Origin of the sequence: Kribbella amoyensis, from assembly GCF_007828865.1 — a bacterium.
Taxonomy (GTDB): domain Bacteria; phylum Actinomycetota; class Actinomycetes; order Propionibacteriales; family Kribbellaceae; genus Kribbella; species Kribbella amoyensis.
In genome coordinates this window covers 5,222,956-5,243,230 of record NZ_VIVK01000001.1, presented here as the reverse complement: position 1 = coordinate 5,243,230, position 20,275 = coordinate 5,222,956, and the positions used below count along the sequence as shown (strand labels likewise).

The following is a 20,275-nucleotide window of genomic DNA, read 5'->3' as shown; positions in this document are numbered from 1 at the left end:
TGCTGACAGTTCTGCCGGTGGCCTCCCCCTCTGTCACGCGCGGACACGCTTCAGAGTCGCCTGTGGCACCCGGTCCATGGGCCTGAGAGGTTCCGGGGAGGAATTGCCCCTTCGGCGCCCGGGCATCGCCCGGAACTCTCCCGCGTGCTGTGTGCGGCTATCGCCGAGGTTACCAGCAACCGGGCGGTTCATCGGGCAGTACGCACCCGGGCAGCAGAACGCCCACCCGCCGGGGAAGTGAGTGGGCGCGGAGAGTGAGGACGGTGGTTCAGCCGGTCATCCGGGCGCGGCGGCGAGCGGCGAGTTCGTCGCTCGCGTGCGGCTCGGCCTCGTCGCCGTGGCCGGCCCGCTCGGTCGGCAGCTCGGACAGCGAACCCTCGACCTCGCGCCAGACCCCGCCGAGCGCGATCCCGAAGACCCCCTGACCGCCGGCCAGCAGATCGATCACCTCGTCCGGCGAGGTGCACATGTAGACCGAGGCGCCGTCGCTCATCAGCGTGATCTGGGTCAGGTCGTCGATCCCGCGCTGGCTCAGGTGCGCGATCGCGGTCCGGATCTGCTGCAACGAGATGCCCGCGTCGAGCAGCCGCTTGATCACCTTGAGCAGCAGCACGTCGCGGAAGCCGTAGAGCCGCTGGGTGCCGGACCCGGTGGCCGGGCGCACCGACGGCGACACCAGACCCGTCCGGGCCCAGTAGTCGAGCTGGCGGTAGGTGATCCCGGCGGCCGCGCACGCGGTCGGGCCACGGAACCCGACGTCCTCCGGCATCGGCGACAGGTCGTCGTCGAAGAGCAACCCCTGAACACCCGCGGCCGCGGCCGCGTCGGCGTGCGCGTCGGACGTCGACTGCGCCGTCAGATCAGTGTCGCCGGTGCGTGTCACGCCTGCGCCTCCCTGGGTACCGACTGGAACGGATCACATCCGTGGAGTTACAACACTCCACAACTCCTTCAAGGTAAGCCGCCGACCAGGGCCGGTCAACGACAACGGGTCCGAGCCGGGAGCGTGTCGCGCTCCCGACCCGAATCGTTACCTGTCCGGGCTTGTACCAGGTGGGTTCAAGTCCGGGCGCTGTTCAGGTGTGAAAGTCCGTCTTTTCGTCGATGCCGACGGGTGAGTACCCCGTTCGGGTCCGCCCTACACGTCAGCTCTTGTCGAAGTCCTCAGGTGTGACCTGATCGAGAAACTCGCGGAACCGCTCGACCTCTTCTTCTTCCTCGACCTCGTCGGCGCCGTCGGTCTCGCTGTCCGGCACCGGGATGCCGGCCTCGGCCAGGATCTCCTCGGCGCAGAACACCGGCGTCCCGGTCCGCAGCGCGAGCGCGATCGAGTCCGACGGCCGGGCCGAGATCTCGGTCTTGTCGTCGAAGACCAGGATCGCCTCGAACACCCCGTCGGTGAGGTTGACGATCCGGACCTGGCTGAGCGTGTGCCCGAGCACCCGGATCGTCTCCGCGAACAGATCGTGGGTCAGCGGCCGGGGCGGCTCCATGCCCTGCTGGGCGAAGGCGATCGCACTGGCCTCGGCCGCACCGATCCAGATCGGCAGGTACCGCTCACCGCCGACCTCCCGGAGCAGCACGATCGGCTGACTCGAGGGCATCTCCACCCGGACTCCGACCACGTCGACTTCGCGCACACCATCAGCCTACTCTGCACACCCAGTCACGGCAGGTCGGTGGTCACCGCCCGGCTTCGACCCCAATCCGGGAGCACCTCGTACGCCGGACGCGAGGTGGTCCGGCGTCCAGCGATCAGCGCGGCAGCCGGGCGCGGACCAGGGCCGCGTGCAACCGGACGGCGAGCGCGGCGAGCTCCTCGGTCCGCTCGGTCCGGCGAGGTCCGGTCACCTGCTCGATCAGGCCGGCCTCGCGATCGGCGGCGGTCCGGAACGGCCGCAGGTGCCGTGGTTCCACGCCGTGCCGGCCGAACTCCGCGGCCGCCCGCGCGATCAGGATCGCGTCCCCGTCGTAGTGGTTGCCCCGGGCCACCAGCAGGCTGTGGCTCTCCAGCTCGGCGAGCAGCTCGGCCGAGATCCCGGCCGCCGCCCGCAGTTCGTCCCGGGTCAGCTTCAACTCGGTGCCGTGGACACCGAAGTCCTCGGCGGCCGGCAGCCCGGCCGGCTCGGGCAGCTGCTCGGGGGCCGCGGGCCGTCCGCCGGGGGTCGGCCGCAGCCCCCGGTCGATCGCGGCCAGGTGCTCCTTGATCACCTTCAGCGGCAGGTACTGGTCCCGCTGGGCGGTGAGCACGTACCGGAGCCGGTCGACGTCGGCGGCACTGAACTTGCGGTACCCCGACGCGGTCCGGGCCGGCGTCACCAGTCCCTCCGCCTCGAGGAAGCGGATCTTGGAGATGGTGACGTCGGCGAACTCGGCCCGCAGTACCTGCAGCACCTCGCCGATGCTGCTTCCTCCGGCGCCTGCGTCAGGCTTGCTGGCCACTGGCGTAGTAGACCAGCCGGTACTTGCCGATCTGGACCTCGTCGCCGTTGGTCAGCTGGACCTCGTCGATCCGGTCCCGGTTGACGTAGGTGCCGTTCAGGCTGCCGACGTCGCGCACCTTCACCCCGGCCGGGTCGCGCCGGAACTCCGCGTGCCGGCGGGACACCGTGACGTCGTCCAGGAAGATGTCGCTGTCCGGGTGCCGGCCGGCGGTGACCACGTCGACGTCGAGCAGGAACCGGCTGCCCGCGTTCGGGCCGCGCTGCACGATCAGCAGCGCCGACCCGGCCGGCAGCGCTCCGACGGCGGCCTCGTCCTCGACCGACAGCTGGTCACCGGTGTCGATCCGCTCGGTCTCCGGCTCGGCCGGGATCGGCGTCAGCATCGCGGTGTCGGTGACGCCGGGGGCGGGCACCGGACGGTCCGCGCCAGGGAGCATCGTTCCGCACTGCGAGCAGAACCGGCTGCCCTCGGAGTTCTCGTGCCCGCACTGGTTGCAGAACGGCATGCTGTGATCCTCCCGATCGCCGGCGGTCCGGCGACGTTGTCTCGTAGATCCCCGTGTGATGACAAGTGTGGACTGTGACCTCAACCCTCGACCGGCGGTTGAGGTCCGGACAACCTATCAGCTCTGGTCGAGCTGGCCCTTGTAGGTGTCGGCATCCATCAGCGCCGCCACCTCCTCGTCGTCGTCCACCTGGATGTCCAGCAGCCAGCCCTCGCCGTACGGGTCGGTGTTGACCAGGTCGGGCTGGTCGGCGAGCGACTCGTTCACCGCGGTGACGGTGCCGTTCACCGGCGCGAACAGGTCGCTGACGCTCTTGGTGGACTCCAGCTCGCCACAGGCGTCGCCGGCGCGCACCGCGGCGCCGACCTCGGGGAGCTGCACGTACACGATGTCACCGAGCGCGTCCTGGGCGAAGTCGGTGATGCCGACCCGCACCGGGCCGCCGTCGCCGGCCTTCACCCACTCGTGCTCGGCCGTGTACTTCAGGTCTTCGGGGTACACCTCGGTCCTCTTTCGCTCAAGTTCCGGTTGATCGGATCTCACTTGGTGGGGCTGGGCGCCGGGCGAGCGTAGCGATGCTCCTCCGGGGCGTGCAAGGCGGAGATCTGGACCTGCGGCAACTCGGTCACCTCGGCGGTTCCGCCGATCTGTGGGCCGGTCACCTCGCTGACCAGACCACCGGGGAAGTTGGCCGCCTCGGCCAGGTTGTGGGACTCGCCGATCGCCTCGATCACGTACGGCGACGCGACCCGCTCGCCGTCGATCCGGACACCGGGCGAGTCGTCGACGAAGTCGGTACTGGCGACCACCCGGACGGTGCCGTTGATCTGGATCGCCTCGGCACCGGCGTCGCGGAGTTCCTCGATCGCGTCGAGCAGGTTGCCGGCCTGCATCTTGCCGTCCGGGTCGTTCAGCGTGATCCGGACGCCGGGGCCCTGCGCGGGCAGCGTACCGGCCAGGATGCCGAGGGTACGGACCTGCTGCTCGGCCTGTTCGCGGGCGGTCTGCGCCTTGTCCGCGCTGGACGACAGGGTGTTCTTCCGGTCCTCCAGCTCGGTGATCTCGCTCTCCAGCCGGCGGTTGTTCTGGTTCAGGCCGTCCAGGATCGCGATCAGGTCCTCGCGGCGGGCGTTCTGGTACCCGTCGTCGGCGCGGTTCACCCGGACCTGGACGACGGCCATACAGGCGACCAGCGCGAGCACCACGGCGACGATCGCCTGACCGCGGGACGGCTTGAACCCGGCCTTCAACCGGCGCCAGGCCAGGTTCGGCGTCTTCTTCGGCTTCGGCATCGGGGTCGGCGCGTCGGGGTGCGCCGACGCGGCCTTCGGCTCAGCCGCTTGCTCGGCCTTCGGCTCAGCCCTTTGCTCAGCTTTGGCGGTCAGCTCGGCCTGCTCGGCCTGGTCGGCCGGGTCCGGTGGTTCGTGCTGGTCGTCGGTCATGATCAGGCCCGGAAGATGTGACGGCGGATGGCGGCCATGTTCGTGAAGATCCGGATGCCGAGCACGACCACCACGCCGGTGGACAGCTGCGACCCGACGCCGAGCTGGTCACCGAGGTACACGATCAGGGCCGCGATCAGCACGTTGGACACGAACGAGACGACGAACACCTTGTCGTCGAAGATCCCGTCCAGGAAAGCACGCAGGGCGCCGAAGACCGCGTCCAGCGCGGCGACGACGGCGATCGGCAGGTACGGCTGGGCCCAGTCCGGCACGTCGGGCGCGACCAGCAGGCCGACCACGACGCCGATCACCAGGCCGAGGACGGCGATCACCTGGGCCCACCCACCTTCGCGTACCGCAGCGCGATGGTCGCATCGGCTGGCACCAGCAAGGAGTCCTCCGTCGTGGTCGTCATCCGGACATCGAAGTTGCTGACCAGGTACTGCACCCACTGGCCGCCCGAGCTCTGCGCGAACCGGGCCGGCAACGTCGCGGTCTCACCGATCGCCAGCACCGTGTACGGCGGGGTGAGCGAGCTGTAGTCGACCGTGATCGCGCTGCCGGCGCCGCGGATCGCGGTCAGCGAGGTGAGCCGGTGGCCGTTCACCGAGATCGCCTCGGCGCCGGCCGTCCACAGCCCGTTCACCAGCTGCTGCAGATCGACGTCCAGCAGCCGGCCCTCCTTGTTGTCCGCGTTCTTGGCGTCGTCGACGACCACCTTGAGCCCCGGGCCCGTCACCGCGACCACGCCGGTCTGCAGTTCCAGGTCGTCGAGCCGCTGCTGCAGGGCGGCGCCCGAGTCGGAGTTCGCCAGGCCGCTCGCCTGCAGTCTGCGGACCTCGTCGGCCAGGCTGGTCTGCCGGCCGCGCAGGTCGTTCAGCCGGGTGTCGGCCTGCTCGACCCGGGCGATCAGGTCCTTGCGCTCCTTGTCGGCGGCCGGCGCGCTGCGGTAGTTCTGCGACGCCGCGATCGCGAGCAGGAAGCCGAGCACGGTGAACGCGACCACCAGCATGATCCGGTGCCGGGACCGGTTCGGCCGCCCCTGCGCCGGCCGGGTCCGCGCGGCGACGGCGTACCCCTCGTCCAGCGGGTGGGCCATCAGGTTGTTCAGCAGCGACATCGACGCGTCGACGCGGCGCTGACCAGGTGGAGCCTGCTGAGTCACGATCCACCTGGTTCGCCGACCGGTTTGACCGTCTGGATCAGGTGCCGCAGCTGCGCGAAGTACAGTGCGCCGGCCCAGTAGTACAGCGCGGTTCCCCAGATCGCGAACGCCCAGCCGAACACCCGGGCCAGCAGGTTCAGCGTGCTGTCGCCGTCGCCCAGCAACAGCAGCGGGAACGCGTACAGCAGGCAGAAGGTCGCCGACTTGCCGAGGAAGTGCACCGGCAGCGCGTTGAAGCCGCGGCGGTGCAGCGCGGGCAGGGTGAACGTGAGCAACAGGTCACGCAGCGGCAGCGCGATCGCCAGCCACCACGGGATGATGTCGCGCAGCGCCAGGCCGAGCACGGTGGCGAAGATGTAGAGACGGTCGGCGACCGGGTCGAGCATCTGGCCGAGGCGGGTGGTCTGGTTCATCCGCCGGGCGATCTGGCCGTCGGCCCAGTCGGTGAAACCGGAGACCGCGAGCACCAGCAGGGCCCAGCCGTCCTCCTCCGGTCCGAGGACCAGCCACAGGAAGAGCGGCACACCCAGCAACCGCAGAATGCTGAGTGCGTTCGGGATCGTCAGTACCCGGTCGGACACCTCCAAGTCCGGCACGCGACCCTCCCTTTCCCCTGTAGCGCCCCTGTCCCGTCCGCAACTCTACTGGGGCGCACCACCAGGTTTCGCCCCGGCCACACCGGGGTAGCCCGGATTGGCCCCTGATACTCGAACGGCACCGGCCGGCCGCGGCTACGCACGTCACCCACCGGTGACCCGATCGAGACCAAAGCGCGACGCGTCGCGGCCTGCTGGGATGGTCCCCGGCGGCCTCTATGGTGAGGGCACCGACAAGACACAGGGGGCGGTGTGAAGTTCCTGATCCTGATCTACGACAACCCGGAGTCGCGCAAGATCTGGGGGACGCTGACCGACGAGCAGCGCCGCGAGGGCGTCCAGGGGTACCGCGACCTGAACGCCGCGCTCGACGCCGCCGGGGCGAACCTGGCCCACGACGCGCTCGCCGATGCGGACCAGACCAAACAGGTGGCCGTGCGCGACGGCCGGGTGCTGACCACGGACGGGCCGTTCGCCGAGGTGAAGGAGCAGCTGGCCGGGTTCTACCTGGTCGACTGCGAGTCGATGGAGAAGGCCTGCGAGTACGCCGCGCTGGTGCCCGAGGCGAGCGGCTTCGGCATCGTCGAGGTGCGGCCGATCATGGACCTGAGCTTCCTCGGGATATGAGTCCGGACCCGGCGATCGAGGACCTGCTGCGCGAGCTGGCCCCGCAGGTGCTCGGCCCGCTGGTCCGGCGGTACGGCGGGTTCGACACCTGCGAGGACGCGGTCCAGGAGGCGTTGCTGGCCGCCGCGACCCAGTGGCCCGTCGAGGGTGTCCCGGACAGCCCGCGGAGCTGGCTGATCACCGTGGCCTCGCGCCGCCGGATCGAGCTGCTGCGCAACGAGGCGGCCCGCCGGCGCCGCGAGGAAACGGTCGCCGCCACGGAGCCGGCCGATCCGGCGCCCGCGCCGGACGTCGACGACACGCTCACCTTGTTCCTGCTGTGTTGCCATCCCGCTCTCACTCCCCCGTCGCAGATCGCGCTGACCCTGCGGGCGGTCGGCGGCCTCACCACCGGGGAGATCGCGCGCGGCTTCCTGGTGCCCGAGTCGACGATCGGTCAGCGGATCAGCCGGGCGAAGTCGTCGATCAAGGCGGGCGGTGCGGGGTTCCGGCTGCCGCCTGCCGAGGAGCTGGCCGATCGGATGGCCGCCGTCCTGCAGGTGCTCTACCTGATCTTCAACGAGGGCTACACCGCGAGCTCCGGCGACGCCCTGCACCGCGTCGAGCTCAGCGCCGAGGCGATCCGGCTCACCCGCCAGCTCCGCGCCCGGCTGCCCGAGGACGGTGAGGTCGCGGGATTGCTCGCGCTGATGCTGCTGACCGACGCGCGGCGGCCCGCTCGTACGTCGGCCGGCGGCGCTTTGGTACCGCTCCCCGATCAGGACCGCCGGCTCTGGGACCAGGGGATGATTGCCGAGGGCACCGACCTGGTCACGGCGACGTTGAAGTCCGCGCCGGTCGGTCCGTACCAGCTGCAGGCCGCGATCGCCGCCGTCCACGACAGCGCGCTCCGCGCCGAGGAGACCGACTGGCGCGAGATCCTGATGCTGTACGAACTGCTGGAGTCGGTCTTCCCCGGTCCGATGGTCAGCCTCAACCGCATCGTCGCGGTGGCGATGGTCCACGGCCCCGAGTCCGCCCTGCCCCAACTCGAGGCCATCGACCTGAAGAACCACCACCGGGTACCGGCCGTCCGCGCCCATCTCCTCGAACTCTCCGGCGACCACGAAGCCGCCCGGTCGTCGTACGAGGAGGCCGCCCGCCTGACCTTGTCGGTCCCGGAGAAGCGCTACCTGGAGTCCCGGGCGAAGTCGCTCTGATCTGGATCAGACCGTCAGGACGACCTTGGCGCGGGCGTGGTCGGTTTCGAGATAGCGGATGGCTTCGGCGGCCTCAGCGAGGGAATAGGTGCGGTCGATGGCCGATGCGAGTTGGCCGGCCTGGACGAGGTTGTTGAGGGCGGTGAGGTTCTGCTTGGCCGGGACCGCGGTGAGCAGGGCGATGCGGTGCCGGCGAGCCAGGCGGGCGGTGAGCTGGCCCTGGATCAGCAGCTTCATCGGACCGAACACGCTCCCGCCCCGGCTGACACCACCGCCCGACAGGATCAGGAGGCCGCCGTCGGTGAGTACTCCGCGGAGAGCGGACAGGCTGTGGTTGCCGACCAGGTCCAGCACCACGTCGTACCGGGCGCTCCCGCGGGTGAAGTCCTCCCGGGTGTAGTCGATGACCCGGTCCGCGCCGAGCGAGTCGACGAGATCGACGTTCCGCGTACTGCACACCGCGGTCACGTCAGCGCCGTACGCCTTGCCGATCTGGACCGCGTACGTGCCGACGCCGCCGGACGCACCGTTGACGAGGAGGCGCTGCCCTGATGCGAGGTGGGCGAGATCGCGGAGTCCCATCAAGGCGGTGTTCGCCGCGGTCGGGAGGGCGGCCGCTTGCTCGAAGGACAACCGCGCCGGCTTCAGCTCGACCACGCTGTCCGCCGCGAGCACGTACTCCGCGAACGCCGCCTCCGCCTCGCCGTACACCTCGTCCCCCGGCTGCAACCCGCGCACCGTCGGCCCGACCGCCTCCACCACCCCGGCGAAGTCGGTCCCGCGGATCCTGACGTTGGGGCCGTACCGTCCGAACGTCTTCCGGTCCATCACCCGCGCGATGTACGGGTCCCCGCGCATCACGTGCCAGTCCCGCGCGTTCACCGAGGCCGCACGGACCCGGACAAGCACCTCGTCCTCAAGGGGCTCCGGCTCCCCCACATTGGCCACCCGAAGCACCTCAGGGCCGCCGTACCGGTCCTGCACGATCGCCTTCACAGTTCTCCCCCAAGAAGAGAGGTGCTGGCCGACGCCCGTTACCGACTCGCCGACACCGCAACCACACCACCTACCGACCCACCACGGCCCGCCCCCAGCTACCAGCCTCCCCGACCGTAACCCGCCCAGCCCCCACCGACCATCCGGGACAACCCCAGATCTTCCACCCGCCGAGGTCGTCGTCGCCCGGCCCGGACAATTACCCGGGACCTCGGACAAGGTATTTCGTGTTCACGGTCCCGAGTTGTCGGTGCGGCGGAGGTGAACCTGTGGGCGTACAAGCATGCGGTGGTGGTTGGCGGGGGTTAGCGGAAGTCTCGGGAGGCTGTTCTGGCGGCCAGGGGGAGGCGTTCCAGTTTGTCGGCGATCAGGTTGGTGACGCCTTGGGAGCGTTCCAGGCGGCCTCGGATGATCAGGGCGCTGGATTCGCGGGCTGTTCTCCGGTAGCGGTTCCAGACGCCGGCTGAGCAGATGACGTTGATCATGCCGGTTTCGTCTTCCAGGTTGAGGAAGGTGACGCCGGCTGCTGTCGCGGGGCGTTGGCGGTGGGTGACGACACCGCCGACCAGGACCCTGGTGCCTTCTTCGGCGGTACGGAGTTGGTCGGCGCGGAGGATTCCGCGGGAGTCGAGGGTGGCTCGGACGTGGCGGATCGGGTGGTCGTCGGGTGAGATGCCGGTGGCCCAGAGATCGGCCATCGTGGTCTCCATGTCGCTCATGCCGGGCAGCATCGGTGGGGGTCCGGCGGTGCTGACTCCGGTGAGGTGGCCGGGGCGTTCCTCGGCGGCGCGGCCCGCGTTCCACAGGGCTTGGCGGCGGGAGAGGCCGAAGGAGTCGAACGCGCCCGCTGTCGCCAGCGCCTCGACCTGGGCCGCGGTCAGGCCGGTACGGCGGACCAGGTCGGCCATGTCCGTGTAGAGGCCGTTCTTCTCGCGTTCCTCGACGATCGCCTCGGCGACCGTGGTCCCGATCGACTTCACGCCGGCGAGGCCGAGCAGGACGGCGTGCGTCCCGTCCCGCCGGTGGGCGTCCGCGTCGAACGGCCGCTTCGGGTCGAACTCCCCCACCGGTGGCTGCTCCCGCAGCAGACAGCTGTCGTTGCCGGCAGCAACTTCACCGAGCTCCGAGACAGGGATCGGCTCGAGGGTGGCGTGGGCGAGGGAGGTCTGGAGGTCGGGGCGGTGGACCGTGACGCCGTGGCGGCGGGCGTCGGCGACCAGGGACTGGGGTGAGTAGAAACCCATCGGCTGGGCGCGGAGCAGAGCGGCGAGGAAGGCGGCCGGGTAGTGCAGGCGGAGCCAGGTGCTGGCGTAGACGAGCAGGGCGAAGCTGATCGAGTGGGACTCGGCGAACCCGAAGTTGGCGAACGCCTCGATCTTCTCGTAGATCTGGTCGGCCGTGTCGTCGGTGATGCCGTGCTCGGCCATCCCGTCGTACAGCTTGGCGCGCAGGGACGAGATCTTCTCCACCCCGCGTTTCGACCCCATCGCCCGCCGGAGCAGATCCGCGTCCTCGCCGGTACAGCCGCCGACCGTCATCGCGATCTGCATCAGCTGCTCCTGGAACAGCGGTACCCCGAGGGTCCGCCGGAGCACGGGCTCCAGCTTCGGGTGCAGATAGGTGATCGGTTCGTCGCCGAGTTTGCGGCGGATGAACGGGTGCACCGCGCCACCCTGGATCGGGCCGGGCCGGATCAGCGCGACCTCGATCGCCAGGTCGTAGAAGCTGCGCGGCCGCAAGCGCGGCAACGTACTCATCTGGGCCCGGCTCTCCACCTGGAACACGCCGACCGAGTCCGCGTGGCAGAGCTGGTCGTAGACGCCGCGTTCCTCCTTCGGGATCCGGTCCAGGGTCCAGTCCTCGCCGAGGTGCTCGCGGATCAGGTCCATCGCGTACTGCAGGGCGGCGAGCATGCCGAGGCCGAGCAGGTCGAACTTGACCAGGCCCATCCAGGCGCAGTCGTCCTTGTCCCACTGCAGGACGGTCCTGTTCTCCATCCGGGCGTGCTCGATCGGGACGACGTGGCCGACCGGGATGTCGGTGAGCACCATGCCGCCGGAGTGGATACCGAGGTGCCGTGGGAACTTCAGCAGGTCCTCGGCCAGCTTCACCACCGGGGGCGGGATGTCGTGGTCGATGCTGCTGCGGACCGCGCCCCACGCGTCCACCTGCTTGGACCAGGCGTCCTGCTGGCCGGTGCTGTACCCGAGGGCCTTGGCCATGTCGCGGACGGCCAGCTTCGGGCGGTAGGTGATCACGTTCGCGACCTGGGCGGCGTTGCGGCGGCCGTACTTGCCGTAGACGTACTGGATCACCTCCTCGCGCCGGTCGGAGTCGAAGTCCACGTCGATGTCCGGCTCCTCGTCCCGGGCTGCGGACAGGAACCGCTCGAACGGCAGGTTGTAGAACACCGGGTCGATCGCGGTGATCTCCAGCGCGTAGCAGACCACCGAGTTCGCCGCGGAGCCCCGGCCTTGGTACAGGATGCCCTTGCGCTTGGCGAACATGACGATGTCGCGCACGATCAGGAAGTACCCGGGGAACTTCAAGTCCTCGATCACCGTCAGCTCCCGCTCGACCCGGACCTCCGCCTCCTCGAACAACTCGGCCGGCTTGTCCGCGTAGCGCTTCTTCACCCCGTCACGGCACAGCTTCTTCAGCCAGTCCATCGGGGTGAAACCCGGTGGGACCTCCTGGTGCGGCAGGCTCGGTTTGGCGGCGCGCAGGCTGAACGCGAGCTGGTCGGCCAGCTCCACCGACCGCGCGACGGCTCCGTCGTACCGATGGAAGCGGGCGAGCATCTCCTCCCCCGAACGCAGGTGGGCCGTCCCGGCGGGTGGGAGCCAGCCGTCCATCGCGTCCAGCGACCGCCGGGCCCGGACCGCGGCGATCGCGGCGGCCAGCTTGTGTCGGCGTGGCTGCGCGTAGTGAACGTTGTTCGTGGCAACGACCGGGAGACCCTGGTCGGCGGCCAGCCGGGCCAGGATCGCGTTCCGGCTGGTGTCCGTGGGCAGGCCGTGGTCGATCAGCTCCACCACCACCCGGTCGTGGCCGAACAGCGCGGTCAGCCGGTCGAGCTCCCGGGCGGCCGCGGCCGGCCCGTCGGCATGACCCCCGAGCTCGAGGGCGCGCCGGACCAGGCCCTTGCGGCAGCCGGTGAGGACCAGCCAGCTGTCCTCGCCGATCGCGGCCAGCTCTTCCAGGTCGTAGCTCGGGCGGCCCTTCTCCTGCCCGCGCAGCTGCGCCTCGGTGATCGCGCCGGCCAGCCGGTGGTACCCCTGCTGGCCCTCGGCGAGGACGAGCAGGTGGCTGCCCTCGGGATCGGCGATGCCGTTCTGCGGTTTGGTCAGGTCGAGCGAGAGCTCGGCGCCGAACACGGTCCGCAGACTCGCGTACTCCTCGGCGGCCTCGGCCATCCGGACCACACCGTAGAAGCCGTCGTGGTCGGTCAGCGCGAGCCCGCTCAGCCCGAGCCGGACGGACTCCTCGACCAGTTGCTCCGGCGAGGACGCCCCGTCGAGGAAGCTGTAGTACGAGTGGCAGTGCAGCTCGGCGTACGGCACCACCGGGCCGTCGGGCGGCTTCGGCTTGTCGGCCGGATCCGGGTCGTACGGCGGGCGGTGCCGCGACCAGGCCGGCCCGTCCCCGCCGTCGGCCTCCAGCAACTCGTCCGCGGGCGACGGCGGCCGGGACCGGTCCGACAGCCGGCGCTCCAGCTCCGACCACGGGATCGGCGGGTTGTCCCAGCCCATCAGCGCTCACCGCCAACCGCTGACGGCCGACCGGCACCGAAGACGTCAGTCATAGCTCGCCTCCAGGTACCAGTTGGTGTTGCGGATGGTGAAGAGCCAGGCCCGGCCCTCGGCGGTGACGAACTGGAACCGGGCCAGCCGATTGGTGGCTTCCTCGTCCCACCAGCGCTCCTCCACCGGCCACGGCCCGGCCCAGGCGGTGATCGGATGCAGCTTGCTGCTGTCGGCCACCTGGGGCGCCGGCTCGAGCCGGAAGGCGGCCGGGTCGCCGGACAGCAGACCGCGGGCACTCACGGCGATCTGCCGGCCGTCGGCAGCCAGGACGAGAGCCGGCAGCGGGGACGGGTACACCGTGCTCGGCGCCGGGGTCGGCCACCGGTTCGGCGTCCCCGAGATGGCCGGCAGCGAACCCGGCCACGGCTCGTCCGGGGAACGCGCCGGGATCGGCCGGTCGCCCCACGGGACCAGGGTCTGCCGCTCGACGAATCCCCGGCCGCCGCCGACCACCGCGGTGACGACGGCACCGTGGCCGAGCATGCTCTGCACCCTGGACAGGGCCCGGTGGATCCGCTCGTCCGGACCGCCGCCCCACAGCCCGTCGACGTGCGCACCGACCGGGTCGACCTGCTCGGGGATCAGCCGCAGCCTCACCACCGGCGAGGTCAGCTCGCTGGTCGCCGTCCCGCTGCCCTGGAGCTGCCAGCGGACCCGGTCGACCACGTCCGCGGCGCTGAACCAGCGCGGGTGCAACCACTCCCGCTCGTGCACCCGGCCGGACTCGGTGCCGACCTCGATCCGCAGCGTCGTGCAGACCAGGCCGAGCTCGGTCAGCCGATCGATCAGCTCGTCCGCGACTGCCCGGACCGCGAACGCGACCTGGTCGACCCGGTCCACGGCCGGCTCGAAGTCCAGTTTGCGGGCCAGCTCGGGCGGCACCTCCCGGGCCACCACCGGCCGGTCGTCACCACCCCGGGCCAGCCGGTGCGCGAACGCGCCGTCAGGACCGAACCGGGTCAGCACCTCGGTCGCCGGCAGCCGCGCGAAGGCGCCGAGCGACCGCAGACCGAGCCGGCGGAGCAGATCGGTCAGCTCGGGCCGCTCCAGCGCGTCGACGGTGAGCGGCGCGAGGAACTCGGCCGAACCACCCGGTGGCACCACGTGCACCCTGCTCCGCTCCGAGGCGGTCCGGGCGGCCTGCTCCGCGGCGAACGGGCCATCGGCGATCCCGACCCGGCTGCCCGGGACCTCGAACGTCTCCAGCCGGTCGAGCAGCTTCTCCGCGGCGGCCGGCTCGCTCCCGTAGTACCGGCTCGGGCCGCGGGCCTTCAGCGCGCACATGCCGGGCCGGATCACCTGGATGCCCGGGGTCAGCGCCTCCAGGCAGCCGATCACCGGGTCGAACGCGCGGGCGTCGATCACCGGGTCGTACTTGAACACCGCCAGCTCCGGGCACCGCGACTGGGCGTCCCGCGCCTTCAATCCGCGCCGCACTCCCTCGGCCCGGGCGGCGGCCGAACTCGCCAGCACCTTGCCCTTCACCAGCACCGCGACCGGGGTGTCCGGTGGATGCCCGGCCGCCGTGGCCGCCGCCGTCACCGGCCAGTCCGGCACCCACACCACCATCGTCCGGGTCTGCTCCCGGTCCTTCCCGCGGGCATCGGCCGGAGGAGAGAGAACGTGGTCCATCAGCCGGTCGCCTCCTGTTGCCAGGCAGGGGTCTCCGACAACGGCGTGGCCTGGGGCTCGACGGAACGGATCGCACCGTCCAGCGCCGGGAGCCAGAGATGGTGGCGGGTCGGCCGGACGGCGGCACCGCGGCCGGTGACGGCGACGGTGGCCTGGCGGGCGGTGAGATAGCCCTCACCGGCCCCCAGTCCGGTCCAGGTGTTGCCCTGAACCTCCAGCCGAGCTTCACTCCCCGGCCAGGACCCGACCGCGATCAGCAGCGCCCCGCGCGTCCGCAACCTGGCCGCCAGCCGGGACGCCTCCCCCGGCGTGACCTCGCCCGGCGGCCGGACCACCACGACGGTCAACGCGTCCACCAGCGCCGCGACCACACTCAGCCAGTCCCGCTCCGGGTCGGGCACCAGCACCAGCCGCTCGAGATCGACGCCGAGCGCGCGGGCCGCCTCGACGCCGAACGACGGCATCCCGACCACCCCGCACCAGGCCCCGTCGGCGGACGGACCGGCCATCATCGCCATCACCAACGCGGCCGACCCCCGCACGGAGTACACCGCGCCGCCGCGCAAGGGGGCACCGGAAAGCAGCTCGGAGACCGCCGGCAGGGTCGGCAGCGCCCGGTCGATGCTCGCGGTGTCGAGCGCCTGCTGCACCCGGCTCTCGGTCGTCCGCGGCGCGATCACCTCACGGCCGCGGCCGAGTGGCACCGGCGCCGCCTGCTCCTCCTCGGCCGCCCGCAGCCGGGCCGCCTTCTGCTCCTTGGCGCGCGCCAGCAGCGTGCGTGCCTGATCCAGCGCGGTGACCCGGCTCGGCTGAGCCGGTCGCGCCTCGTCGACCGCTGGATTCCCCGTCACAGATCCATGTTCGAACACCTGTTCGAACATGTCAATCGGGCCGTCCACCGGCCCGGTCACGCCGGGCTCAGGTCAGCAGATCAGGGCAGCAGATCAGGGCGGTACGCGCGGATCCAGGCGCCGATCGGGCCTTGTGGCCAGGAAGGGTCGAAGGAGGCCAGCGGGACACCGATGTGCCGCTTTCCGGACGCCTGGTCGACCGGCATCGCGGTCAGTGCCTGGCGCATCACCGCCGGGACCTGGGCCGGCAGCGTGACCATCGACCAGCCGTGCAGCCCGTGGTCGGTCATCGACGCCTGGTAGGACCGCGGGACCGGGCCGACGTGAAGCCGCCGGCGCGGGGTGAGCTGGACGTTGACCGGGCCGATCCCGGTCAGGTCGGGCCAGGCCAGCTGGTGGACGACTCCCCCGCCGGCCTCCCAGTGGATCCCGTAGCCGTCGAGGCGCAGCACGTTCGCGGCGACCGTCCGGCGGAGCTTCACCAGCAGGTACGCCAAGGCGAGGCCGGTCCCGAGCACGCTGACCAGGATCCCGACGAGCAGACCGCCGAGCGACCCGAGCAGCAGGAGCACGACCGCCAACAGGACGAGCAGCAGCACCATCGGCGCCAACGCCCGGCCGTGGGTGCTGCCGGCCATCCGGAATTCGGCCTGCGGTGGACTGGAGTACTGACTCACGCACGAAGAGTACAAAGCACGCGGGGCAAACCAGGATGACCACTAGGTCTTGTCTAATAGTCCAGCGCCGTGGCGAGCCGGGCAGCAGACGGGGATTGCCGGACAGGACCTAAGCTCACCGCATGTCGAGGATCGAGCATCCGCGGTTCCGGGCGGCGCTGCGTGAGGTGGAGGACAGCATCGACGCCGCTTGGCAGGCGTTGCGCACGCAGCTCGGTACCGCGGACGAGGACGGCCTGGCCGAGATCGTGCTGCAGGATCCGTCCGAGTTCGACTGGCGCGTGGTGGACGCCGCGCTGAAGCGGTCCACGTGCGCGGAGTGCGGGTCCTCGCTGGGCGCCGGGCCGACCGGGTGTTCGCGGTGCGAGCTGGCGAACGGGTTCCGGTTCGCCGCGCGCGAGACCGATCGGCCGGACGTTGCTCCGGGCAACGAGCATGCGATCCGGGTGGCGTCCGCGGTGGCGCGGACCCGGCATCGGTACACCCCGCGCGCCCGCTGCGGGTACGAGCTGCTGCTGCCCGACCTGCTGGCCGGCGCGCTGCCGACCACACCCGAGGCGCAGCGGGCCAAGGCACTGATCAACCAGTTGAGCGATGCCGAGCTCGAGTCCGTCGTCACCCTGGACGACCTGCGACGGGAGGTCCGCGGATGACCGATCTGCTCGAGGCCGAGGTCCGCCGGCACCACGACGACCTGGCCGCCTGGCTCGGCAGCGAGGCGGATCCGGAGGTGCTGGCGACGTTCGAGGCGATGCACCGGCCGGAGTTCAGCCTGGTCACGATCGAGGGCCGGACACTCGACCTGCCGACGTTGACGCGGGCGCTGGCCGGCGCGCGGAACGCGGTCCCGGGGATGACCATCGGGATCGAGGAGTTCGAGGTGGTGATCCGTACCGCGGACGCCTCGGTGGTGCGCTTCCTCGAACGGCACTCCCCCACCTCGCTCCGCCGGGTCACCGCGGTCCTCGTACCGGACGAGGGCGCGCGGCACGGCGTACGGTGGCTGAGCGTGCACGAGACTCCGGTGGCCTGATAAGGGTTGGGGTATGCCGAGATCGATTGCGACCAACACCACCACGGACCTGGCCGGGCTGCTCGAGTTCGTCCGGCCGCGTCACCACATGCTGCTGATCACCCGCCGCCAGGACGGGTCGCCGCAGGCCTCGCCGGTGTCGGGCGGGGTCGACGAGCAGGGCCGGATCGTCATCTCCTCGTACCCGGAGCGGGCCAAGAGCAAGAACGTGCACCGGGACACGCGGACCAGCGTGCTGGTGCTGTCCGACGACTGGAACGGCGCCTGGGTCCAGGTCGACGGGACCGGCGAGGTGATCGACCTGCCGGACGCGGTCGAGCCGCTGGTCGACTACTTCCGCGCGATCTCCGGTGAGCACCCGGACTGGGACGAGTACCGCGAGGCGATGGTGAAGCAGGGCAAGTGCCTGATCCGGATCACCCCGACGAGCTGGAGCCCGATCGCCACCGGCGGCTTCCCGGCCCGCCTCGCCGACTGAACCGACCGAACCAGCCGAACAGGCCGATCCGTCCTTCTCCAGGAAAGTGAGAAGGACGGGTCAGGACTTCTTCGAGCGCCGTTCCATCGTCTGGGTGATGCGCTGCATCGCGCCCTCGAGGTGCGAGCGCAACGCCGTCTCGGCACCGCTCTCGTCGTGCGCCAGGCACGCGTCCAGGATCGCCTGGTGCTCGCGCCGGGTCTGCTCGATCCTCGCCTTGGTCTGCCGGGACCCGAACCGGTACCGCTCGCTGTTCTGCCAGACCGGCTCGATCGCCCGCGGCAGCCAGCGGGAACCGCCCGCGCGGTAGATCGCGAAGTGGAACTCGGTGTGTGCCTGCCGGGAGGCGATGATGTCGCCCGCCTTCGACAACCGGACGTGCTCGGCCAACGCGGTGCGGGCCAGCGAGGCGTCGCTGTCGGAGAACCGGGTCGCCGCCGCGCGGACCGCCAGCGTCTCCAGCGAGAGCCGGGTCTGGTGCGTGTCGCGCAGATCGTCCATCGACAACTCGCGGACCCAGGCCCCCTTGTGCGGCACGATCTCGACCAGCCCGAGCGCCTGCATCCGGCGCAGCCCTTCCCGGATCGGCATCTGGCTCATGTCCAGCCGCTTGGCCAGTTCCTCCAGCCGCAACGCGGTCCCGCTCGGCAGTTCGCCGGACAGGATGAGCTCGTGCAACTCGGCTGCGGCCTCCTCGGCGAGGGTGCGCCGGCCGCTGGGTCCCCCGGGGGTGAGCTCGAGTCGTCGGGTCATCTGCTGCGGGCTGCCTCTCCGTTGCTCTGCACACACGTCTGGGAGGTAACCGTAGCGGTGGATCGGCTTTCCCGGTCACTCCAACCGGAGTTTCCCCGCCGGCCGGTCACCGCAGCCGGGTGAGGTCCAGCAGCACCCGGCGCTCCGGCGTCCCCCGGGACAGCAGGTCCAGGACCGCCTCCGCCTGGGTGGCCGGGATCAGCTCGAGCTCCACCGCGATCCGGGCCGGCGCGATGTCGGCCAGGACCTGGGTGACCGCGCCCGGCTCGATCACGGTCCGCTGCATGTTGACCGGCAGGACCCGCAGGTCCCGGCCGATCAGCTGGTGCAGGTCGAGGGTGGCGAACTCGCCGGCCGTGTACCCGAGGACGGCGACCCGGCCGCCCGGCGTGATGTGGCTCATCACGCCACTGGTCACCGGACCGCCCACGGTGTCGATCACGGCGTCGCACCACGGCAGCTCGCGCCCGACCTGGCCGAGTTCGTCGACCCGGACCACCTGGTCGACCAGCCCGTGCAGGGGGTCGGCGGACTCCCCGGCGCGGGCGAGTCCGATCACCTTGGCCGCCCCCGCCGACCGGGCCACGGCGGCCGCCAGGCGTCCCACGAGACCGGTCGCCCCCGTCACCACGACCGTCTCGCCGGGAACCACCTGGGCGACCCGCCGTACCGCCGTGTGGGCGGTCAGCGCGGACGCCAGCAACGCCATCGCCGAGGCGGCGTCCAGTTCGTCGGGCAGCGGGTGCACGGACCCGTCCGGTACGACGGCGAGCGTGCCCCACGTCCCCGGCCGGGAGACGCCGACGCCGCCTCCGCGGATCAGTACCCGGGAGCCGGCGGCGTGCGTGCCGGACTCCAGCACCACTCCCGCGCCCTCGGTCCCCGGGACGAACGGAGGCTGCAACTGCTGGGCGAGCTTGCCTGCCAGCACCGTCCGGTCGAGCTGCGTCACCGGAGCGACCTGCAGCTCGACAAGGGTCTCCCCTGGCCCCACCGTCAGTTCGGCCTCTTCGGCCTTCAGCTGCTGGCCGGGACCGTAGCTGCGCAGCACAGTGCCCAGTCGCGCGTTCATCCGTCCACCCCACTCATCCCCGCTACCGCCGCAAACATTTGATATCTGATCACAGGTCGGCCCTGCCGAAAAGCTCGTCTCACGGCTGAGCCACCTCCTGGTCGAGCGGCTCGACCAGGCCGAGCGGCCGGGTCAGTGCCTCGGCGGTCCCGGCCCGGCGCCGGTCCAGGTCGTCGCTGCCCATCGGGAACGGCCAGTCGCTGCCGGCCAGCACCTGGCCGAAGGTTGCCTCTAGCAACGTCAGGACGGCCGGATCGTGCACCAGGTCGTCCACCGCGAACCGCTGCAGGGCTTCCATCACCGGCAGCGACGGCGGCTCGATCCCCGGCCGCGCGGTGTCGATCCCCCGCTGCCAGCGCCCGGCCAGCGCGGCGGTGACACCACCGCCGTGACACAGGCAGAACTTGATCCCCGGGTACCTCGCCGGCACGTCGGTGAACACCAGCTCGGCCGCCGCAAGCCCTGTTTCGTAAGGGTTTCCGAGCAGGTTCGACAGGTAGAACGCGTCCAGCCGCGGGTCCCGGCTGTGCCCCGGATGGACGAGCGTGAACGCCCGCAACCGGTCGAGGACCTCCCAGACCGGATCCAGGCCCGCGAACCCCGGAGTACCGAGCGCGAAGCCGCTGAAGATCCCCTCTTCGCCCAGCGCGGCCGCGAGCGCGGCAGCCGATGCGTTGAGCAACGGGAGATGCGCGAGCACCCGGATCCGCGGACCGGCGAGCTCGCGCAGACCCTGGTTCACCAGCGCGGCCCACTCGATGCCCTGGTCGTACCGGAACAGCGCGGGCGGTACGGAGACGACGGCACCGTCCAGGTCCTGCTCGTCGACCCAGGTCAGCAGGGCCGCGGGGTCACCGAGCTTGCCGAGCGGCAGCTTCTCGTGGCCGTCGACGACCAGGTACTCCGCGTCGGCCGCCAGCCCGAACTCGCCCCGATGCGCCGCCGCGAGCACCGTGGGCGGGATCAGGTGCGTGTGCACGTCCCAGCCGGTCATG

The 20,275-nt window shown here is 71.1% G+C and carries 22 protein-coding genes and 1 riboswitch; of the genes, 5 read left to right on the top strand and 17 right to left on the bottom strand.

The genetic code is table 11. From position 1 onward, the window contains the following. Positions 1-60: 60 nt before the first annotated feature. Positions 61-153: riboswitch (glycine riboswitch) on the bottom strand. Between the two features lie 115 nt (positions 154-268). The 9 genes from FB561_RS24550 to clsA form a co-directional block, all read right to left on the bottom strand. After that, a complete protein-coding gene (locus FB561_RS24550) occupies positions 269-883 on the bottom strand; it encodes a MerR family transcriptional regulator (RefSeq protein WP_145810675.1) in 615 nt (204 codons plus the stop codon). A 262-nt stretch (positions 884-1,145) separates the two neighbouring features. Continuing rightward, positions 1,146-1,640, bottom strand: coding sequence for a bifunctional nuclease family protein (locus tag FB561_RS24545; protein ID WP_145810672.1), 495 nt, complete (start codon positions 1,638-1,640; stop codon positions 1,146-1,148). A 115-nt stretch (positions 1,641-1,755) separates the two neighbouring features. Beyond that, on the bottom strand, positions 1,756-2,442 hold the full coding sequence (gene ftsR, locus FB561_RS24540) for a transcriptional regulator FtsR (protein ID WP_145810671.1): 687 nt from the start codon (positions 2,440-2,442) through the stop codon (positions 1,756-1,758). Continuing rightward, complete coding sequence (locus FB561_RS24535; RefSeq protein WP_145810669.1) at positions 2,426-2,950, bottom strand: FHA domain-containing protein; 525 nt, start codon at positions 2,948-2,950, stop codon at positions 2,426-2,428. Before FB561_RS24535 ends, ftsR begins: the two co-directional genes overlap by 17 nt. A 117-nt stretch (positions 2,951-3,067) precedes the next feature. After that, positions 3,068-3,451: a glycine cleavage system protein GcvH gene (gene gcvH / locus FB561_RS24530; protein WP_145810667.1), complete on the bottom strand. Its 384-nt coding sequence runs from the start codon at positions 3,449-3,451 to the stop codon at positions 3,068-3,070. Between the two features lie 38 nt (positions 3,452-3,489). Further along, complete coding sequence (locus FB561_RS24525; protein WP_238335035.1) at positions 3,490-4,392, bottom strand: DUF881 domain-containing protein; 903 nt, start codon at positions 4,390-4,392, stop codon at positions 3,490-3,492. A 2-nt stretch (positions 4,393-4,394) separates the two neighbouring features. Further along, entirely contained in the window at positions 4,395-4,727 is a 333-nt protein-coding gene (locus tag FB561_RS24520; protein WP_130379362.1) for a small basic family protein, read from the bottom strand. Further along, positions 4,724-5,560: a DUF881 domain-containing protein gene (locus FB561_RS24515; protein WP_238335034.1), complete on the bottom strand. Its 837-nt coding sequence runs from the start codon at positions 5,558-5,560 to the stop codon at positions 4,724-4,726. Before FB561_RS24515 ends, FB561_RS24520 begins: the two co-directional genes overlap by 4 nt. Further along, positions 5,557-6,156, bottom strand: a complete 600-nt coding sequence (clsA, locus tag FB561_RS24510; protein WP_145810665.1) for a cardiolipin synthase ClsA — start codon at positions 6,154-6,156, stop codon at positions 5,557-5,559. The genes FB561_RS24515 and clsA overlap by 4 nt, the downstream gene beginning before the upstream one ends. 252 nt (positions 6,157-6,408) lie before the next feature. Between clsA and FB561_RS24505 the strand changes: the two genes are divergently transcribed. Beyond that, entirely contained in the window at positions 6,409-6,783 is a 375-nt protein-coding gene (locus tag FB561_RS24505; protein ID WP_145810663.1) for a YciI family protein, read from the top strand. Next, positions 6,780-7,982, top strand: a complete 1,203-nt coding sequence (locus FB561_RS24500; protein ID WP_145810661.1) for an RNA polymerase sigma factor — start codon at positions 6,780-6,782, stop codon at positions 7,980-7,982. The genes FB561_RS24505 and FB561_RS24500 overlap by 4 nt, the downstream gene beginning before the upstream one ends. Positions 7,983-7,988: 6 nt before the next feature. Here the strand turns inward: FB561_RS24500 and FB561_RS24495 are convergent, their stop codons facing one another. The 5 genes from FB561_RS24495 to FB561_RS24475 all read right to left on the bottom strand — a co-directional run bounded on the left by FB561_RS24495 (position 7,989) and on the right by FB561_RS24475 (position 15,944). Then, the gene (locus FB561_RS24495) at positions 7,989-8,978 is read right to left on the bottom strand and encodes an NAD(P)-dependent alcohol dehydrogenase (RefSeq protein ID WP_145810660.1); all 990 of its coding nucleotides are present in this window, start codon (positions 8,976-8,978) and stop codon (positions 7,989-7,991) included. Positions 8,979-9,283: 305 nt separating this feature from the next. Next, a complete protein-coding gene (locus tag FB561_RS24490) occupies positions 9,284-12,730 on the bottom strand; it encodes an error-prone DNA polymerase (protein ID WP_145810657.1) in 3,447 nt (1,148 codons plus the stop codon). Positions 12,731-12,775: 45 nt separating this feature from the next. Then, positions 12,776-14,416 carry a DNA polymerase Y family protein gene (locus tag FB561_RS24485; protein WP_145810655.1) on the bottom strand — a complete coding sequence of 547 codons (1,641 nt, stop codon included), beginning with the start codon at positions 14,414-14,416 and terminating at the stop codon, positions 12,776-12,778. Beyond that, complete coding sequence (locus FB561_RS24480; RefSeq protein WP_238335033.1) at positions 14,416-15,267, bottom strand: hypothetical protein; 852 nt, start codon at positions 15,265-15,267, stop codon at positions 14,416-14,418. The genes FB561_RS24485 and FB561_RS24480 overlap by 1 nt, the downstream gene beginning before the upstream one ends. Before the next feature lie 80 nt (positions 15,268-15,347). Then, entirely contained in the window at positions 15,348-15,944 is a 597-nt protein-coding gene (locus FB561_RS24475) for a hypothetical protein (protein WP_145810654.1), read from the bottom strand. Positions 15,945-16,066: 122 nt separating this feature from the next. Between FB561_RS24475 and FB561_RS24470 the strand changes: the two genes are divergently transcribed. The 3 genes from FB561_RS24470 to FB561_RS24460 are packed head-to-tail and all read left to right on the top strand — an operon-like array spanning position 16,067 to position 17,455. Then, complete coding sequence (locus FB561_RS24470) at positions 16,067-16,597, top strand: hypothetical protein (RefSeq protein ID WP_145810652.1); 531 nt, start codon at positions 16,067-16,069, stop codon at positions 16,595-16,597. Continuing rightward, entirely contained in the window at positions 16,594-16,977 is a 384-nt protein-coding gene (locus FB561_RS24465; RefSeq protein WP_145810650.1) for a hypothetical protein, read from the top strand. Before FB561_RS24470 ends, FB561_RS24465 begins: the two co-directional genes overlap by 4 nt. Before the next feature lie 13 nt (positions 16,978-16,990). Further along, a complete protein-coding gene (locus FB561_RS24460; RefSeq protein WP_145810648.1) occupies positions 16,991-17,455 on the top strand; it encodes a PPOX class F420-dependent oxidoreductase in 465 nt (154 codons plus the stop codon). Positions 17,456-17,515: 60 nt separating this feature from the next. Here the strand turns inward: FB561_RS24460 and FB561_RS24455 are convergent, their stop codons facing one another. The 3 genes from FB561_RS24455 to FB561_RS24445 all read right to left on the bottom strand — a co-directional run bounded on the left by FB561_RS24455 (position 17,516) and on the right by FB561_RS24445 (position 20,274). After that, positions 17,516-18,208, bottom strand: a complete 693-nt coding sequence (locus FB561_RS24455) for a GntR family transcriptional regulator (RefSeq protein ID WP_145810646.1) — start codon at positions 18,206-18,208, stop codon at positions 17,516-17,518. A 106-nt stretch (positions 18,209-18,314) separates the two neighbouring features. Further along, positions 18,315-19,280 (bottom strand): quinone oxidoreductase family protein, encoded by a 966-nt coding sequence (locus tag FB561_RS24450; RefSeq protein WP_145810644.1) that lies wholly within the window; start codon positions 19,278-19,280, stop codon positions 18,315-18,317. Positions 19,281-19,359: 79 nt separating this feature from the next. Then, positions 19,360-20,274 (bottom strand): amidohydrolase family protein, encoded by a 915-nt coding sequence (locus FB561_RS24445; protein ID WP_145810642.1) that lies wholly within the window; start codon positions 20,272-20,274, stop codon positions 19,360-19,362. Position 20,275: the final 1 nt, after the last annotated feature.

Bases quoted from the DNA above. Each gene is read 5' to 3' on its own strand.
- FB561_RS24470 (WP_145810652.1), top strand. From the start codon at position 16,067: ATGTCGAGGATCGAGCATCCGCGGTTCCGGGCGGCGCTGCGTGAGGTG.
- FB561_RS24465 (WP_145810650.1), top strand. From the start codon at position 16,594: ATGACCGATCTGCTCGAGGCCGAGGTCCGCCGGCACCACGACGACCTG.
- FB561_RS24460 (WP_145810648.1), top strand. From the start codon at position 16,991: ATGCCGAGATCGATTGCGACCAACACCACCACGGACCTGGCCGGGCTG.
- FB561_RS24490 (WP_145810657.1), bottom strand. From the start codon at position 12,730: ATGGGCTGGGACAACCCGCCGATCCCGTGGTCGGAGCTGGAGCGCCGG.
- FB561_RS24445 (WP_145810642.1), bottom strand. From the start codon at position 20,274: ATGACCGGCTGGGACGTGCACACGCACCTGATCCCGCCCACGGTGCTC.
- FB561_RS24535 (WP_145810669.1), bottom strand. From the start codon at position 2,950: ATGCCGTTCTGCAACCAGTGCGGGCACGAGAACTCCGAGGGCAGCCGG.
- FB561_RS24450 (WP_145810644.1), bottom strand. From the start codon at position 19,280: ATGAACGCGCGACTGGGCACTGTGCTGCGCAGCTACGGTCCCGGCCAG.
- FB561_RS24500 (WP_145810661.1), top strand. From the start codon at position 6,780: ATGAGTCCGGACCCGGCGATCGAGGACCTGCTGCGCGAGCTGGCCCCG.
- FB561_RS24455 (WP_145810646.1), bottom strand. From the start codon at position 18,208: ATGACCCGACGACTCGAGCTCACCCCCGGGGGACCCAGCGGCCGGCGC.
- FB561_RS24525 (WP_238335035.1), bottom strand. From the start codon at position 4,392: ATGACCGACGACCAGCACGAACCACCGGACCCGGCCGACCAGGCCGAG.
- FB561_RS24485 (WP_145810655.1), bottom strand. From the start codon at position 14,416: ATGGACCACGTTCTCTCTCCTCCGGCCGATGCCCGCGGGAAGGACCGG.